Source organism: Flavobacterium gyeonganense (genome assembly GCF_029625295.1).
Classification (GTDB): domain Bacteria; phylum Bacteroidota; class Bacteroidia; order Flavobacteriales; family Flavobacteriaceae; genus Flavobacterium; species Flavobacterium gyeonganense.
This window is the reverse complement of record NZ_CP121112.1, coordinates 2,729,601-2,747,463: the sequence shown is the minus strand read 5'-3', so window position 1 is coordinate 2,747,463 and position 17,863 is coordinate 2,729,601. Positions and strand designations below refer to the sequence as shown.

Below are 17,863 nucleotides of genomic sequence, written 5' to 3'. Positions count from 1 at the left end.
TTTTATCCTCTATCCATTTTTGCCATATATTTTGTGCTTTTTAGTGTTCTGATGCTGAAAGCGAACGCCCTATACAACTATTCCTTTTTAATACATTTAACAGAAAAACCATATCGCTTAAAAACACTGTCTCTTCTTACATCTGCAAAAGCCTGGAACATTCTGGAGCTCCAATGATAGAATTCGAAACTTCCAGTTTTAATCCAATAATATCCGTTCGATTTCAGCATATAAAAAGAACCTTCTTCGTCTCTGTATCCTCCCGGTAAAGCAGTAAAACCAGTTGCATTGTTACCAACCGTATTAGACGGTAACCAATGTGCATTCCCTTTTTCTTTCAAAAAAACCCCTATTGAATTGGAATTAATAAAAGACTCCAGTTCCTTTAAATCTTCTTCGGTTGGAATTCTCCAGCCTTCTGGTGCAATTCTTCGGATATCATGCAAACAGTTGTAATTGTATAAAAAACCATAATCTTTCACAAGATCAATATCATTATTGTAAAAAGAATAACCTGCTTGTTTTGCCTTTTTCCAATCTTTATTAGTTGTGATTTTTTTAATCGAATCTCCATTATTAAACCGGGTGACTTTAAGGTTTTCTACCATCCAGGTTTGCTTTCCGATTTTGGTTGTATGGTATATGTTCCCATCTATATCTTCGACTGTTTCTGCATTTTTACAGGAAAATGCAAAACATAAAAAAGAAGAATAGCTATTCCGTAAATATCTTTAATTTGTGTCATTTCCCATTATTCTAAACATTTTAAACATCTTTATTTCTTTATTGGTTTCATAAAATATAAAACAATCCTGTTCCAAATTTTTTAAAAGAAACCCGTTTTTCTTTATTACAAGCGATTCCGGTACTTTTTTTACAATATCTGTTCTTCCCGCAGGTTTTACGGACACACAAAAATGCACTCCTTCAGAATTTACATTTTGCATTGAAAAGGGAGAAATCCAATATGAATAATCCTTGTGTGAAGATAAAATAATTGCTAATTTTAATTGATTACCATCCTTTATCAAGACAGCATAATCAAGTATTTGATCATTATTAATATCAGTATAACATTCATTTGGAATCATATTGCGATCATAAAAATCCCAAAACAGATTAGAATAATCTTCTTTTTTTATCATTTCAAGCTTTGGAAATTTTTGCAGAAAATCTTTTTTTACCTTTTGAGGAATTATAAAAAGATTATTTTGTTGCGGAATAGGTCTTTCAAAGCCCCTAATAGGTCCTTTAGAAGAGTCTTTACATCCGTAAAAAGATAATAGAAAAATAAAAAAGACAAATCGGTTTATTGATCCACTCATAGAAAGAAATTTATAAAGCGATGTGAAAAAATCACATCGCTTTGTTTTTTTAAAGTACAATATTACCACGTTCCGTTCACAGCCGTATAAGTCTGGCCATTTACTTTAGTACTGCAATTAGTTGCATTTTGATGCTGAACATTAGGATGCCCGTTACTTACTGTACCTCCTAGCACTTTTGTGTTACTGGTATTTTGTAATAAGATACCCTGAATGGCTGTATTAGCAATATCTACCGTATTTACTGTACAGCCGTTGCTGCCCGTAACGCTAAAAAATCCGCGTCCGCTGCCTCGGGAATATACCTTAGAACAAACTACATTTGGACCGTTATTATTGGCACAACGAAAAGTCGCATAACCTGTAACTGAACCCGTTGTACTGTTATTCGTTCCAGTAACCGTACCCACTGTACCATTTTTGGATTGATTGAGTAATACTCCGCAAGCCGCATTATTACTGGAAGTTACGTTTCCAATAGAAAACCCGTCAACACCATAAGTTTCAATAGAATTATCTCCACCAGTAATATTAATAGTACCGCTAATAGTCAGATTGCTTGTTGCAGCTGTACTGTTATCGACCCTGATTCCTAATCCTAAATCAGCCTGAGGCACACCTATATTCATGGTGATATTGCTAATATTCATAACTGTACATCCTTTGAACCAAATTCCGTAGCGCGGTTTTCCCGAAACCTTGAGGTTTTTTACTTCAATATTCGTTTTTCTGTCTGCCCAAACCGGAATAACCAAAGCATCGCCGCTATTCGCATTGAAAGTATTGTTTGCAAAATCTAAACCGGTATAACTGGCCATATTTACATATTTCAGAGATCCGCCAGTTGAACCGGAAGCTCCTGAAACCCGAATAGTTACCCACTCTTTTGTATCTCTCCCAGAAGTAAGATTGTTAATCGCAGCCTGTATAGCAGCCACATAATCAGAACCTGTGTATTTGGTTACACCGTTTACTTTAGCAACATAAGCACCTGTTGATCCTGTTACTTCACCTGAAAGATTTCCGCCTTTTGCTGTCGAAGGTTTAATAATTTCATTTTGTACTTCAACTTCTTCGTTTGTTTCTAGACTTTCGCTTTCACAGCCTAAAAACAAATTTAGACCAACGAATAACATTGAGACAATAAAAAGTCTCTTAAAAATTTGTTTTTCCATAATTTTTTTGGTTTGATAGTTAATAAGCAAGTAAATTATTACTATTTATCTCATAAACTATCCTGTACAATCCTTCTTTATAAAAAAGACAAATAAGTAATAACGAACTAATTAAACCTTAATTAAAACCTACAAACCAACCGATTCGAAACAGTAAAAAAATTAAAGATTCTTATTCTTTGCTTCTATCCATTTTGCCATATATTTTGTGCTTTTTAGAGTATGATGCTGCAGCAGGCTTCCCATAAAATTATGAAGACGATGAGTTTCGGAGTCATTCAATAATGAATTAACCCTATTTATTAATTCTTCCGAATATTTATCTTTTGAATAACATTCGTTTATAATTGCAATTGCTTTTTTTGAGATTGTTTCCAAAGATTTTCATCCTGATAAAGCGAAATTGCTTTTTTAGCAAACTCATCTGGAGTATCTTCAATGAAACCATTCCACGGTAAATTTTCATGCATAGCTTCAGAACCAATTGTTGAAGTTACGCTCGGTGTTCCGCATTGCATCGCTTCTAATAGTTTACCTTTTAAACCTGCTCCAAAACGTATTGGTGCTAGGACAACTCTTGATTTTTTTATAATTTCATTTGCATCTACTGCTCTTCCCATTATAAAAAAACCGTTTTTAGGCTGATGCAATTGCAGTACTTTTTGAGAAGGATAAGCTCCGTAAATTTCCAGAACAGCTTCTGGCAAATCTTTTTTAATTAAAGGCCAAATGGCTTCTTTTAAATATTGAACCGTATTCCAATTGGGTTCATGCAGAAAATTTCCGATGAAAACAAAATGCTGCCGATCTTCAAAAGAAGGCAATTTCAACAAATGTTTCTCTGTTATTTCTTCAACTAAAAAAGGTAAATATTGCAATAAACCTGAATCGATTTTAAAAACATCTTTTAAAACCTTCATTTCAAATTCAGAAATTATATAATTTAAGTCACATCTTAAAATACTGGCAATTTCTCGTTTAGCTACTTCCTCAGAAAGTAAATCCGTCAACTCAAAAGTTCGGTTTTCCTTAAAAGCTTTTTGCCTTGCCATTCTTAAGCAATGTAAATCTTCTGTATCTAATAACCGAAGGGCTTTTGGGCAATTTTCTGCAACACGCCATCCAAATTGTTCTTCAATCATGAAACGATCAAATAAAACAACATCGGGATCAAGTTCTATTATGAAATTATCAAAACTCGAATTATTCAGCTCAATTGATTTTCTTTCAACATCAAATTCAGACAAATCAACCATAAAATCACTGTCCTGTGCAGCGCTTGCAAAAGTAATTTCGAATCCATTTTCACGAAAAATTGAAATTAGCTGCATCATTCTTCCGCCAGCAGCAGATGAATTGGGTTCGGGCCATACAAAGCCAATGATTAAAAGTTTTTTTGTTGGATTCATTTTAATTCTTTGAACTACAAAATAATGCATTTTTAAGCGTATTTACATGATGTTTCGTGATTTAAGCTGATAAAAAAGAACTAATTTTGCAAAATATAAATCTGCAGTAATTATGTTAGGATTAAAATTAGCCACAGATCCTCGTTGGGTAAATATCGTTGAATCCAATATAGAAGAAATTTTAACGGATCATGCCTGGTGTGAGCAAAAAGCAGCTTCAAACGCTATAAGCTTAGTTACGTATAACTCTGAATTAGAGGAATTGGTAACAGAAATGCTTATTATTGCCAGAGAAGAACTGGAACACCTGCAAATGGTTCACAATTTAATAAAGAAAAGAGGCCTGACTTTGGGACGTGAAAGAAAGGATCATTATGTAAATGAGCTTTTTAAATTCATGAAAAAAGATGGAAGCCGTAAAGATGCTCTTTGCGATCGCTTATTATTTTCAGCAATGATAGAAGCCAGAAGCTGCGAACGTTTTAAAGTTCTTTCTGAAAATATAAAAGACCAGGAATTAGCCAAATTTTATCGCGACCTGATGATTTCGGAGGCAGGGCATTACACCACCTTTTTAGGATTCGCCAGAAAATATGCTGACAATGTAGATGTAGACAAACGATGGGCAGCATGGATCGAGTATGAAGGTTCCATTATTACCAATTACGGAAAAAACGAAACTGTTCACGGATAATCCACACTTTTAATTATTATTTTCAAACCACTTCTCAATAGTATTTATGTCAAAAAACAAAACTAAATCTATCTTATTAAAAATTGCCAAATATTCCGGAATAACGTTTGTGGTTGTTTTGGTATTACTTTTTTTGACACCTATTGTTTTTGCCGATAAAATCAAGGAACAAATTAAAAAGACTGCGAATGAAAAACTGAGCGCAGAACTGAATTATTCTGATGTTTCACTTTCTTTTTTTCATCATTTTCCTTCGTTAACTTTGACTTTAAATGATTTACATCTAAATGGATCAGCGCCTTATAAAAATGAAAAATTCATAACAGCCAAAGAAGTTTCTTTTGGAATCAATGTTGCGAGTCTTATATTTAGCAAGACCGTAAAAATCGATCAGATTTATTTATCGGATTCCTTTATTAATGTAAAAGTGAATCCAAAAGGAGAGGCAAATTACAACATTTATAAATCTTCTTCACAACAGCAAAAATCAAAAGACAGTTCAGATACTGCTTTAAAGCTGGAGAGAATTGAAATTTTGAACAGCAAAATCATTTACGACGACCAGTCAACCAAAGTGCATTTTGACGCTTTAGGATTTAACTATCTAGGAAAAGGAGATTTAAACAAGGATGTTTTCGATTTATATTCAAAAGCCAAAATTGAAAAACTAAATATTGTTTATGAAGATGAACCGTATTTAATGAACAAAAAGATAGATGCTGATTTGATTACGAAAGTAAATGTAAACTCTTTGTCTTTTTATTTCCAGCAAAATAACTTAAAAATCAATCAGCTTTTGGTTGATTTCAAAGGAAAATTCGACTTTTTGAAAGATGGCTACAATATGGACTTTGTTATTAAATCTGACAATAGCGATTTGTATGATATTTTCACTGCATTTCCACCAAAATATATTACCTGGCTTTCTAAAACCGAATTAAAAGGAAAAACCAATTTGCTTTTTACCCTGAAAGGAAATTATATTGCTTCCCAAAACATTGCCCCGGATTTAAATTTAGATGTAAAAATCGATAACGGATTTGTAAATTATGACAAAAGTGCTTTTCCGGTTTCAGATTTAAATTTGGACATTAAAACGAAAATCCCTTCTTTAAACCCGGATCTTTTAATTGTTGATGCTAAAAATTTGTCTTTAAACATCAATAAAGATTATCTAAAATCAAAATTTTATATAAAAGGAGCGAACACACCTGATATAAATGGTGATTTTAAAACCAAAATTGATCTTGACAAATTAAGCCACGCTTTAGGAATTCCAGGAATCACCTTAAAAGGCACATTGACCGGAGACATTAAAACCAATGGAAAATTTGATCAAAAAAACAGACTCTTTCCAACTACAAAAGGTTTTATTGATTTAAATAATGGATATGTTAAAACCAAATATTACCCAAATCCAATTACAAATATTGTTGTAAAAACTACAATTGACAATCAAAAAGGCACTTTTGATGATTTAAAAGTGAAACTAAAACCTGCTCAGTTTACTTTTGAAGGAAAACCTGTTTTTGTATCAGCAGACCTGAACAATTTTGATGATTTACATTATGATATAAGAGCTAAAGGAGAGCTTGATGTTAATAAAATATACAAAGTCTTTTCTACAAAAGGTCTTGATTTGGATGGATTTATAAAAGCTGATCTGGCTTTAAAAGGAAAACAAAGTGATGCAACAAAAGGAAATTACAGCAAACTTAGCAATAAGGGAACACTTGAATTACGAAACATCGGAATTGCATCAGAATATCTTCCTAAAAAATTCATCATTAAAGAAGGTATTTTTAAAATCAATCAGGACAAAATGTCCTTCAATAACTTTTTGGCTGCTTACGGACAATCTGATTTTAAAATGAATGGCTACCTGCAAAATGTTTTTAATTATGCCATCACTAAAACCGGAATTCTAAAAGGTTCTTTTACAGTTTCTGCGCGATATATTAACGTAGATGAATTCATGTCAACTACAGAAACGAACAAATCTGCATCAAAAAATCCTGTTCCTCAAACTGAAACAAAACCTGTTACAACGCACCAGACAGGAGTTATCATAATTCCGGCGAATCTAAATCTGCAGTTAATGACAAATGCACAAAAAGTATATTTTGACAAGCTTAACCTTCAAAATGCAAGAGGAAACTTAAGCATGAAAAATGGCAAACTCAACATGCGAAATACAGGATTTAATTTAATTGGCTGCAATGTCAGCATGAATGGCAGTTATGAATCTGTCACTCCTCAAAAAGCAAATTTTGATTATGCCATTACTGCGTCAGACTTTGATATTAAAAGGGCGTATAATGAAATTGAAGTGTTTAGAAAAATGGCCAGTGCTGCTGAAAAAGCGCAGGGAATTGTTTCTTTGGATTATAAATTAAAAGGTCGCTTAAACGGAAGTATGGAACCTGTTTATTCGTCCTTAGCAGGCGGCGGAACACTTTCTGTAAAAGATGTAAAAATAAGAGGATTGAAAATGTTTAATGCAGTAAGCAAAAAAACAAGCTCTGAAGCCATAAAAAATCCTGATGTTTCCAGAGTTGATATTAAAAGTACAATCAAAAACAACATCATGACTGTTGAACGCTTTAAATTTAAATTTGCCGGATTCAGACCAAGAATTGAAGGGACAACAAGTCTGGACGGGAAACTGAATTTAAAAATGCGTTTAGGACTGCCTCCATTAGGAATATTTGGGATCCCGCTAACTGTTACCGGAACACAGAATAACCCAAAAGTAAAAGTTGGCCGACATACTGAAGACCTGGAAGAAACACAGGATACTGAGTAAATTTCAATTGGAATGAAAATGGCAAAATTCAATTGAAAAAGGATAAAATTTCAAATCTTAATCTACACGAATCTGGTCATTAAAAACAAAGAATCTTTACAAGAAACTCCAAATACTATTAAACCCGACAGCTCTTAAAAACTTGTCGGGTTTAATTTTTACAACTAAGCAAACATTTTTTTACTTATCTTAAAGACACTTACCAAAACCATTCTTCGACTTGATAATACGTTTATAAAAATTGCTACAAACAAAAAACCCGATCTTTTCAGACCGGGTTTCTATAATAATTTATCTATGATTATGCTTCGAATGGAAGGATAGATACATAAGATTTGTTATCTCTTTTCTTTTGGAACTTAACAACTCCATCAACTTTAGCATGTAAAGTGTGATCTTTACTGATGTAAACGTTTTCACCTGGATTATGTTTTGAACCTCTTTGTCTAACGATGATGTTCCCAGCAATAGCAGCCTGACCACCAAAAATCTTAACGCCTAGACGTTTTGATTCTGATTCTCTACCATTCTTCGAACTACCGACACCTTTCTTGTGAGCCATGACGTATGAGTTTAAATATTGTTATTATTCTTCTTTAGCTTCTTTTTTTGCTTTTGGAGCTGCTGCTTTTTTTGCTTTTGGAGCTGCTTCAGCTTCAGTAGCCGGAGCTTCTTCAGCTACAACTGCTTTTTTAGCTGCTGCTTTTTTAGTTCCACCTGCTGCAGTAATACCTTCAATTACAATTTGAGTAAGATATTGTCTGTGACCATTTCTCTTTTTGTATCCTTTTCTTCTTTTCTTTTTGAAAACGATAACTTTATCACCTTTTAAGTGTTGTAACACTTTAGCTTCTACTGAAGCACCTTCTATAGCTGGGGCGCCTAAAGTTACGCTTCCGTTGTCATCTAATAAAAGAACTTTGTCAAAAGAAACTTTTGAACCTTCTTCATTAGCCAAACGGTGAACATAAACCTTTAAGTCTTTGCTTACTTTAAATTGTTGCCCTGCTATCTCTACGATTGCATACATACCAAATTGATTTATTGATTTTTAAGGTTGCAAATATACAATTAATAATTTACTGTGCAATCTCTTATTTCAAAAATATTTTTCATTCTTTAAAGTCTGCTTTTCAAGGCTTTCCGGCACCTTTCTGAAATGATTCAGAAGTAAAAGATTGTTAAAATACAACCAAAATAAACACCTTTTATTAAATGGTCACTAAAAAAACTTATTTTTGATGTAACATAAACCAACTCTTGAATACCTACACTTATTAATTAGGTAAAATAAATTATTAATCTTTATGAAAAAATCAATAATGATGTTAAGTGCTGCAATAATGCTTGGCGGAGTAGCTCATGCCCAAAAAGTAGCTTTCGAAGAATACAATTTAGACAATGGCATGCATGTTATTTTGCACAACGATCCCTCTGCCCCTGTGGTTGTTACTTCTGTAATGTATCATGTAGGTTCAAAAGACGAACGACCTGACCGAACGGGTTTTGCACATTTCTTTGAACATCTATTATTTGAAGGAACCCAAAATATAAAACGCGGTGAATGGATGAAAATCGTTACCGCAAATGGAGGCGTAAACAATGCAAACACCTCTGATGACAGAACCTATTATTATGAAGTTTTTCCATCAAACAGTTTAGAATTAGGATTATGGATGGAATCAGAACGTTTGATGCACCCAATTATTAATAAAATTGGCGTTGACACTCAAAATGAAGTTGTAAAAGAAGAAAAAAGAATGCGTTACGACAATCAGCCGTACGGAAATATTTTGCCTGAGGTTAAAAAACACATGTTCAAAAATCATCCATACCGATGGACGACTATTGGTTCTATGAAGGATCTTGATGCTGCAACTCTGGAAGAATTTCAGGCTTTCAACAAAAAATTCTACACCCCAAATAATGCGGTTTTGGTTGTTGCCGGAGATTTCGATAAAACCAAAACCAAAGAATGGATTCAGAAGTATTTCGGACCAATCCCTAAAGGGGAAGTTTTGAAAAAACAAACTTATACGGAAGAACCAATTACACAAACCATAAAAGCATCTTATGAAGATCCAAATATTCAGATTCCAATGGTGGTTGCTTCATACAGAACCCCATCAATGAAAACAAGGGATGCAAGGGTTTTAGATTTAATTTCTTCCTATTTAAGTGACGGAAAAAGCTCTAAACTATACAAAAAAATAGTGGATGACAAAAAAATGGCACTTCAAATTGGCGCTGTTGGTTTTAGTCAGGAAGATTACGGAATGTATATTTTGTATGGCTTACCGATGGGAACTTACACTACAGCTGACATCTTAAAAGAAATGGACGAAGAAATCGTAAAAATCCAAACCGATTTGATTTCTGAGAAAGACTATCAAAAATTACAAAATAAATTCGATAATAATTTTGTCAATGCCAATGCAAGCGTTGAAGGAATTGCAGAAAATTTAGCTTCATATTATTTGCTATACGGAGACGTAAATCTTATTAATACCGAAATCGACATCTACCACTCTATTACCAGAGAAGAAATCAGGGAAATCGCTAAAAAGTATTTAAACCCTAATCAGCGTTTAATTTTAGATTATGTTCCTTCAAAAAAAGTTCAAAACTAAGCCCCGAATCATGAAAAAAATACATACAGTTTTAATCCTTTTATTCCTTACCGGAATTATGCAAGCACAAGATCGTCCACAACCCAAACCAGGAAACGCACCAGTAGTTAACATCAAAAAACCACAGACTTTTGTTTTGGCAAATGGTATGAAAGTTTTGGTAGTTGAAAATCATAAATTGCCACGCGTGAGCTTTAATCTTACACTGGATAACGCCCCTTTTACTGAAGGAAATAAAAAAGGCGTTGACGAATTAACCAGCAGTTTGATTGGAAACGGAACCAAAAAAACAACTAAAGAAGCTTTTAATGAAGAAATTGACTTTTACGGAGCCAATATCAATTTTTCATCACACGGAGCCTCTGCAAGTGCGCTTTCCAAATACTCAGGACGCGTTTTAGAACTTTTAGCAGAAGGAGCATTACAGCCTAATTTTACTCAGGATGAATTTGATAAAGAAAAAGCAAAAATGCTGGAAGGTCTTAAAGCCGATGAAAAAAGTGTTCCTGCAATAGCCAACCGTATTGTAGATGTTTTAACTTTTGGAAAAAACCACCCTTCGGGAGAATTCGTTTCAGAAGAAACACTGAAAAATGTCACTCTTGATGACGTTAAAGCTAATTACAATACCTATTTCGTTCCTGAAAACGCCTATTTAGTTATAGTTGGCGACATTAAATTTAAAGAAACAAAAACTGCCGTAGAAAAACTTTTTAGCGGATGGAAAAAACAAACTGCACCAAAAAACACGTATACAAATCCGGAAAACATATCTAAGCTTGAAATTGATTTCGTAGATGTTCCAAATGCAGTACAGTCTGAAATTTCATTGGTAAATACAGTAAATTTAAAAATGAGCGATCCTGATTTTTTCCCTGCTGTGATTGCAAATCAAATTTTAGGTGGTGATTTCAATAGTTACCTGAATATGAATTTACGCGAACAGCACGCCTGGACATATGGTGCAAGTTCGAATATTGGAAGCGGGAAATATGTAACCAAATTCAAAGCTTCTTCTGCTGTTCGAAATGCCGTTACCGATAGTGCTGTTGTACAATTTATCAAAGAAATTAAAAGAATCCGAACTGAGAAAGTTTCTGAAGATGTATTAAAAAATGTAAAAGCAGGTTACATCGGAAGGTTTGTAATGCAGGTTGAAAAACCTCAGACTGTTGCACGTTATGCTCTAAATATTGAAACAGAAAAACTTCCGGCTGATTTCTACGAAAAATACATTCAGACCATTAACAACGTTACAATTGATGATATTAATCGGGTATCGAATAAATATTTCCAAATTGACAATATGAGAATTGTAATTGTGGGTAAAGGTTCTGAAGTACTTCCTGGTCTGGAAAAACTGCAGATTCCGATTTCTTATTATGACAAATACGGAAACCCTGTTGAAAAGCCAGTTACCAAAAAAGAAGCTCCGGCAGGAATTACTGCAAAAAGCATTTTTGACAATTATATTAAAGCAATCGGAGGAGAAAAAGCCGTTTCTGCAGTAAAAACATTATTCATGAACGGAACTACAACAATTCCGCAGGCGCCAGCTCCATTGACTTTTGTTTCAAAATTAGATTCGAAAGGAAAAATGATGGTTTCTCTTTCTATGGGAAGTATGGCTTTGATGAAACAGGTTGTAAACGAAAAAGGCGCTTATGTAGAACAGCAAGGACAGCGCAAAAATTTAGAAGGCGCAGATTTAGCCGAAATGAAAGCGAATGCAGCCCCTTTTGAAGAATTGCAGTTAAGCAAAAGAACAGATTTAACCGTAAGCGGAATTGAACAAATAAGCGGCAATGATGCTTATTCTATAAAAGACGGCAAAACGATATACTTTTACGATGTAAAATCAGGGTTGAAAGTAGCCGAAACTAAAGTAAAAGAACAAAGCGGACAATCGACTACACAAACAACTTATTTTAATGATTATAAAGAGGTAAAAGGCGTAAAAGTTCCTTTTAATTTAATACAAAATGCAGGTTTTGAATTGGATATTAAAATGTCTGATATCAAAATCAATGAAGGGGTTACTGAAAAAGATTTTCTTTAAGTATCTGAGTTACTAAGATGCTGAGATTCTAAGATTTTTAAAGCGGAAAGGCTGTCGTAATTGGCAGCCTTTCTGTTTTTAGTTTGTGTCATTTCGACCTTTTGGAAGAAATCACACTCGGGATTCGACAAAGATTGGCGATTTTGATTGTGGAGTTTCTAGTGTGATTTGCTTCGCCTGTTCGCTATCGCTTGGGTCTCCTTCGTCGAAATGACAAACTGATATTGAAACCTTTCCATTTTTTTACTTTTTTGCCGATAAATAAACGCCAATCAAAATAACAAATGCTCCAAAAAACTGAACTGGAGTCAGCATTTCATTATCCAGCAATCCCCAGAAAAATGCCACTATCGGAATCAAATAGGTTACCGAAGTTGCAAATACCGGCGAGGACATTTGTATTAATTTAAAGAACAAAACATTTGCTATTCCGGTTCCCAAAATCCCTAAAATCATTACAAACAGAACAGAATATTGCGTTGTTTCAATATGGATTTTTTGTGCAAAATCTGTAGTACTTAAAATTATCAAAGCAGGTATAAATAAAACCGCAAAATTTCCTGTGGTAATACTCAGCGAATTCAAATCAGATAGATATTTCTTGATCAGATTAACGTTAATCGCATAACACAGCGTAGCAATTACAACTAAAATCAAATAATAATAATTTTGCCCTGCATGACCTGAAGCACCGTTCAAAACCAATAACAAACATCCAACTAATCCAATAAAAACGCCTAAAACCTGACGTTTCTGAAACTGAATTCCAAAAAATATAATTCCTAAAACCAAGGTATTTAAAGGTGTCAGGGAATTCAAAATAGCCACAATCGAGCTATCCACCTGAGTTTCTGCGATTGCAAAAAAGAAAGCCGGAATAAATGTCCCAAAAAATGAAGTCAGGGCAACAAATTTCCATTGGCGCGGGGAAATTTTCTTTAAACTTGAAAATCCGACTACAAGCAGAAACAACCCGGCAAAAATGATTCGGAGCGAACCCACCTGAATAGCCGTTAACCCGACCAGCCCCCTTTTTATTAGAATAAACGAACTTCCCCAAATTAGCGAAAGCAGTAATAAATAAAACCACTTTAATTGTTTTGCATCCATAAATCATATTTTAATGCAAATTTGTAATAATTTTTAGGAACTGACCTTTGCTTTTTTATTAATTTTGCAACAAACATATTGACAACTAAAATTATATATAATGAAATTTACAAAAATAATAGCATCGTTAGCCATCGCAGGCTTGGTATTGGTAAGCTGTAAAAAAGAAGAAGACAAAAGTTTAGCAGTTGCAAAAGGCGAAAAAACTGAAGCTCCAAAAGAACATAAACCGATCGCTGCAGAAAATGTACAGACTGCCAGTTTTACAATCGACGGGATGACCTGTGCGGTTGGATGCGCTAAAACTATCGAAGAAGAATTAGCAAATCTTGACGGGGTAGAAAAAGCTTCTGTTGATTTTGATAAAAAAACTGCAACTGTAACTTTCGATAAAACCATTCAAAATCCTGAATCTTTGACAAAGGTTGTTCAGGAAACGGGAGATGGAAAAACATATAAAGTTTCGAATATGAAATCATAACTAAGGCGCGACTATCTAATTCTGATAAAAAATAATTTTTAGACAGTAATAAACTCAGGTTTACTACTGTCTTTTTTTCTGATTATTTTAAAAATTATATTTCCTCTTATAATTTGCCTATAATCTTCGAAATTGCAGTAAAAAAACAAAATCGATTTGCCATAACATATACATAAAAAATGAACCTTAAATTTAGTCATATCGATATTTTAGTTAATGACCTTGAATCAGCCTGTAATTATTACACAAAAATACTTGGTGCTGAAATTTCAAAAAAGTTCACCTGGGAAAGAGATGAACTTCATGTCAAATACGCTGTTGTAAAAATTGGCCAGGAACATTTTATGCTTGTAGAACCTTTTTCAGGAAATTTAAAAAATCTGTTAGACTCCAAAGGCGAAGGAACGATATATCGCCACTGCTACTCTACTCCTGATATTGAAGCTGCGTTTGATGAATTGATATCCTCCGGAGTTCAGCCAGAGGACGAAAACGGAAATCCTTTATCACGGGAAAGCCTTAATTCTCCCAGCGGAGTTAGAATTATCTGGCTTCCGAAACGTTTTGGAGAATTCTCAATTGAAATACTTGAAGAGGCAGGACTTCAGCAATTCATAAAAGAAGCTTTTTCAGAATCCTAAATTATATCAGATATTTTAAACAAACAAAAGGCGATTTCAATCGGAACGCCTTTTTTTATTTTTTTACTTCCACTTCAAAGTCTCCATAAGCCGCTGCATATCATTTTTGATATAACTTGCTGCAGGCATAACAGAGTCGAAATTGGGTTTGCTGTAAAAATAAACCGATCCAGTGATGAAATGCTTTGTACTGTCCGTTGCATAAAACTGTGAGTTCGTTGCCGCATTTCCGTTAACCTGATAGAACATGCCGTAAACTTTTTTCTGAGGATTTAAATAAGGTTGTTCTAATATATCATCTGCTTTGATAACATGTTCGTAGGTAAGTTTCTGAGCATCTCTAAGCAATTTATCGATATTGTTATTTACTGGTTTATAGGTCAGGTAAATAGTCGCTTTCATTTTTGGATATGTAATCGCAAATCCACATTCTTTTTCACCCTTAATTACAGCGTCCTCATTCATTTGAAACGAAAAAGGACATGTGTTTTCAAAGTTTACATATTTAGCCATCGGATAATCCAGACGCAAAAAAGCAGCCGGCTTTGGCAAAACATCATCTTTACAGCTTATAACAGTGAGGCTCAGTAAAATTACTGCTATCCAAATTGTTTTTTTCAACATCTTATTCTATTGTTACTTTTATTTGTTTTATACGTTTATTATCAACAGTCTCTATAGTAAATACACAGTTTTCAAACGCTATTTTTTGATTCTTTTTAGGGAAATTGCCCAGAATTTCAAGAATAAATCCTGCTAGTGTTTCTGCCTCTCCTTTTCGTGATTCAAAAAGGTCTTCATCAACATCAATAATTCTGTAAAAATCCTTTAGATTAATCTTTCCTTCAAAAAGAAAATTATTTTCGTCAATTTGGGAGAAATTTAAATGCTCATCATCAAATTCATCACTTATATCTCCAACTATTTCCTCAATTACATCCTCTAAAGAAACTAAACCTGAGGTTCCTCCGTATTCATCAACCACAATCGCCAAATGACTTTTCAGGCTCTGGAAATCTTTAAGCAGATTATCTAATTTTTTATTCTCAGGAACAAAAAAGGCTTCTCTGATTAAGTTGGTCCAGTCAAATTCGGTTTTATCAATATGAGGCAGTAAATCCTTAACAAACAAAACTCCCTCAATCTGATCAATATTGTCACGATAAACCGGAATTCTTGAAAAACCAGTTTCAATTATTTTAGGATAAATTTCCGCAAACGTTTCTGATATTTCCAGTGCAAAAATATCAATTCTGGGACTCATTACCTGTTTGGTATCTGTGTTTCCAAAAGAAACAATTCCTTCCAGTATTTTCTGTTCTTCACTTGATGTCCCTTCCGAATCGGTCAGTTCTAGTGCCTGCGAAAGCTGATCTACTGAGAAATTTGTTTTTTGTTTTCCTAATTTATTGTGCAAATATAGCGTAACGGCACGCATTGGCAAACTTACAGGAGAAAGTAATTTATCTAAAAATGCAATTGGATAAGCGACACGTTTCGCAAATTTTATATTATTACGGCTCGCATAAACCTTTGGCAAAATCTCTCCAAACAACAAAATCAGGAAAGTAACCAAAATAACCTCCAAAAGAAATTTTAATGAATCAGAAACGACATCCTTAAAAATATTTCTGCCAATAAAAGAGAAAAGGATAACAACCCCGATATTGAAAAAATTATTAGCAACTAATAATGTAGCTAAGAGTTTTTTGGGTCTATCCAAAAGATTGGAAATTATTTTTCCTTTCGGGTTATTTTCCTGCAGTACATCTTCGATTTCTTTTTGAGACAAGGAAAAAAAGGCAACTTCAGCACCAGAAACAATGGCTGATAAAAAAAGTAAAATAAATATTCCGACAAAACCAACAATCAGATTGGTGTCAGTGAATATAAAAAATAAACTGGGCTCCGGGTCCAAATTAAAAAAGATTAGTTAAACAATCAAAAAGGCAAATCGTTGACCGGCAAGCCTTCATTAGGATTTTCAAAGTTAGTGTTTTTTAGCGATTCAGAAGCCTGATGATGTTTGTGCTCTGTTTCTTTTTTGGTTGTCAAAAAGGTAAATTCGGTTACCTGAATTTCATTGGTATATTTTGTAGTTCCGTCTTCAGCCTGCCATTGCCTTGATTTTATACGGCCTTCAACATATATCTTGTCTCCTTTGGACAAATATTTTTCACAGATTTCAGCAGCTTTATTGCGTACAACTAAGTTATGCCACTCTGTCGAGGTAATTTTTTCATTGGTAGTTTTATTGATATACACTTCGTTTGTTGCCAGCTGAAAGCGTCCGATGCAATTACCTCCGTCAAAATAATGCATTTTAACATCGTCGCCTAAATAGCCTATCAACATTACCTTGTTTAATGTTCCGTTCATGGTATAGCATTTGTGTGAATCAAAGATACTTTTTTTAACGACAAATTTCTTCCTTTTCAATAAAATTATAAATCACAATCGGAAAAGGAAACTCTTTTAATTCATTACAATTCAAACCATTAGGCAAAATATCACTGATTTTTACTTTCCAGAACTGTATATGTAAATGCTGGTGTGAAAGCTTATGAATCACTGTCGCATGTGAACATTCTTCTACCCCGGTAATTGTATAAGAAGATAAAATCTCTTCTTTAATTATCCTTGAAACAAAATCAAAATCGACAATTTCATTCGTTTCCAGTAAAGGAAACTCATATAAATTATGCCAGATACCTTTTGTAGTTCTTTTTTGGATTAAAGTTTTTCCCTCAATATCTTCTAATACCAGATAATTAAAGAAACGGTTTGTGATTTTTAGTTTTTTAGATTTTACAGGCAGAGTGTCAACCTTTTTCTTTTGCAGAGCCAGACAACTGTCATTAAAAACACATACAGAACAATCTGGACTTTTAGGCACACATTGCAAAGCACCAAATTCCATTATTGCCTGATTAAAAATTGCTGGATTTTCTTTTGGCATTAATTCTTTTGCAAGCTCAGTAAATTCTTTTTTGGTTGCCGGCAAAGCTATATCGGATTCTATATCAAAATAGCGCGAAAGAACCCTAAATACATTACCATCAACAACCGGTACAGGTTCATTATAAGAAAAGGAGGCAATTGCGGCAGCTGTATATTCACCTACTCCTTTTAACTTTAATAAATCATTATAAGTAGCCGGAAAGACTCCTTTTAGATCATTGGCTATGTATTGAGCAGTTTTATGCAGATTTCTGGCGCGTGAATAATACCCTAATCCCTGCCAGAGTTTTAGAACTTTTTCTTCATCAGCATTAGCCAAATCAAAAACAGTAGGAAATTCCTTTGTAAATGAAAAAAAATATGGCATTCCCTGCGCCACTCTTGTCTGCTGGAGCATAATTTCTGAGAGCCAAATATGATACGGATTTACCGTATTACGCCAAGGCAAATCGCGTTTGTTTTGTAAATACCAATTTATCAGTGTGTTATGAAAATTCATTTTAAAATACTTAGAAAACAAAAGTAAATCTTTATGTAATTAAAATTTAACGAATTAGCTTGATTAATTATTT

The 17,863-nt window shown here is 33.7% G+C and carries 16 protein-coding genes and 1 pseudogene; 6 read left to right on the top strand and 11 right to left on the bottom strand.

Annotation, left to right across the window (positions count from 1 at the left end; genetic code table 11):
• Positions 1 to 77: 77 nt before the first annotated feature.
• From P5P89_RS11965 to P5P89_RS11950, 4 genes and pseudogenes are all read right to left on the bottom strand, one after another.
• A complete protein-coding gene (locus P5P89_RS11965; RefSeq protein ID WP_278008536.1) occupies positions 78 to 608 on the bottom strand; it encodes a fibrobacter succinogenes major paralogous domain-containing protein in 531 nt (176 codons plus the stop codon).
• 123 nt (positions 609 to 731) lie between these two features.
• Positions 732 to 1,385 (bottom strand): hypothetical protein, encoded by a 654-nt coding sequence (locus tag P5P89_RS11960; RefSeq protein ID WP_278008535.1) that lies wholly within the window; start codon positions 1,383 to 1,385, stop codon positions 732 to 734.
• Positions 1,386 to 1,387: 2 nt separating this feature from the next.
• Complete coding sequence (locus tag P5P89_RS11955) at positions 1,388 to 2,500, bottom strand: hypothetical protein (protein WP_278008534.1); 1,113 nt, start codon at positions 2,498 to 2,500, stop codon at positions 1,388 to 1,390.
• A gap of 162 nt (positions 2,501 to 2,662) precedes the next feature.
• Positions 2,663 to 3,909: pseudogene (locus tag P5P89_RS11950) on the bottom strand (glycosyltransferase).
• Between the two features lie 112 nt (positions 3,910 to 4,021).
• Between P5P89_RS11950 and P5P89_RS11945 the strand changes: the two are divergent.
• Both P5P89_RS11945 and P5P89_RS11940 read left to right on the top strand, forming a co-directional pair.
• Positions 4,022 to 4,603 carry a MiaE family protein gene (locus P5P89_RS11945; RefSeq protein WP_278008533.1) on the top strand — a complete coding sequence of 194 codons (582 nt, stop codon included), beginning with the start codon at positions 4,022 to 4,024 and terminating at the stop codon, positions 4,601 to 4,603.
• Positions 4,604 to 4,649: 46 nt separating this feature from the next.
• Complete coding sequence (locus P5P89_RS11940; protein ID WP_278008532.1) at positions 4,650 to 7,409, top strand: AsmA family protein; 2,760 nt, start codon at positions 4,650 to 4,652, stop codon at positions 7,407 to 7,409.
• 301 nt (positions 7,410 to 7,710) lie between these two features.
• On the opposite strand, the gene rpmA is transcribed toward P5P89_RS11940, so the two are convergent.
• On the bottom strand, positions 7,711 to 7,971 hold the full coding sequence (gene rpmA / locus P5P89_RS11935) for a 50S ribosomal protein L27 (RefSeq protein WP_025539465.1): 261 nt from the start codon (positions 7,969 to 7,971) through the stop codon (positions 7,711 to 7,713).
• A gap of 24 nt (positions 7,972 to 7,995) precedes the next feature.
• Positions 7,996 to 8,439 carry a 50S ribosomal protein L21 gene (gene rplU / locus P5P89_RS11930; RefSeq protein WP_025539466.1) on the bottom strand — a complete coding sequence of 148 codons (444 nt, stop codon included), beginning with the start codon at positions 8,437 to 8,439 and terminating at the stop codon, positions 7,996 to 7,998.
• A 277-nt stretch (positions 8,440 to 8,716) separates the two neighbouring features.
• On the opposite strand from rplU, the gene P5P89_RS11925 reads away from it, so the two are divergent.
• Both P5P89_RS11925 and P5P89_RS11920 read left to right on the top strand, forming a co-directional pair.
• A complete protein-coding gene (locus P5P89_RS11925) occupies positions 8,717 to 10,039 on the top strand; it encodes a M16 family metallopeptidase (RefSeq protein ID WP_278008531.1) in 1,323 nt (440 codons plus the stop codon).
• A 10-nt stretch (positions 10,040 to 10,049) separates the two neighbouring features.
• Complete coding sequence (locus P5P89_RS11920; RefSeq protein WP_278008530.1) at positions 10,050 to 12,098, top strand: insulinase family protein; 2,049 nt, start codon at positions 10,050 to 10,052, stop codon at positions 12,096 to 12,098.
• Positions 12,099 to 12,341: 243 nt separating this feature from the next.
• Here P5P89_RS11920 and P5P89_RS11915 read toward each other — a convergent pair whose 3' ends face one another.
• Positions 12,342 to 13,208 carry a DMT family transporter gene (locus P5P89_RS11915; protein ID WP_278008529.1) on the bottom strand — a complete coding sequence of 289 codons (867 nt, stop codon included), beginning with the start codon at positions 13,206 to 13,208 and terminating at the stop codon, positions 12,342 to 12,344.
• A gap of 100 nt (positions 13,209 to 13,308) precedes the next feature.
• Between P5P89_RS11915 and P5P89_RS11910 the strand changes: the two genes are divergently transcribed.
• On the top strand, positions 13,309 to 13,689 hold the full coding sequence (locus tag P5P89_RS11910) for a heavy-metal-associated domain-containing protein (protein ID WP_278008528.1): 381 nt from the start codon (positions 13,309 to 13,311) through the stop codon (positions 13,687 to 13,689).
• 179 nt (positions 13,690 to 13,868) lie between these two features.
• Positions 13,869 to 14,330, top strand: coding sequence for a VOC family protein (locus P5P89_RS11905; protein WP_278008527.1), 462 nt, complete (start codon positions 13,869 to 13,871; stop codon positions 14,328 to 14,330).
• Between the two features lie 63 nt (positions 14,331 to 14,393).
• Here the strand turns inward: P5P89_RS11905 and gldD are convergent, their stop codons facing one another.
• From gldD to mutY, 4 genes are read right to left on the bottom strand one after another with little or no spacing between them, the layout of a single operon-like run.
• Positions 14,394 to 14,954: a gliding motility lipoprotein GldD gene (gene gldD / locus P5P89_RS11900; protein WP_278008526.1), complete on the bottom strand. Its 561-nt coding sequence runs from the start codon at positions 14,952 to 14,954 to the stop codon at positions 14,394 to 14,396.
• Between the two features lies 1 nt (position 14,955).
• Positions 14,956 to 16,248, bottom strand: coding sequence for a gliding motility-associated protein GldE (locus P5P89_RS11895; RefSeq protein ID WP_278008525.1), 1,293 nt, complete (start codon positions 16,246 to 16,248; stop codon positions 14,956 to 14,958).
• Between the two features lie 23 nt (positions 16,249 to 16,271).
• Positions 16,272 to 16,709, bottom strand: coding sequence for a single-stranded DNA-binding protein (locus P5P89_RS11890; RefSeq protein ID WP_278008524.1), 438 nt, complete (start codon positions 16,707 to 16,709; stop codon positions 16,272 to 16,274).
• Between the two features lie 34 nt (positions 16,710 to 16,743).
• Positions 16,744 to 17,790 carry an A/G-specific adenine glycosylase gene (gene mutY / locus P5P89_RS11885; RefSeq protein ID WP_278008523.1) on the bottom strand — a complete coding sequence of 349 codons (1,047 nt, stop codon included), beginning with the start codon at positions 17,788 to 17,790 and terminating at the stop codon, positions 16,744 to 16,746.
• Between the last annotated feature and the right edge of the window lie 73 nt (positions 17,791 to 17,863).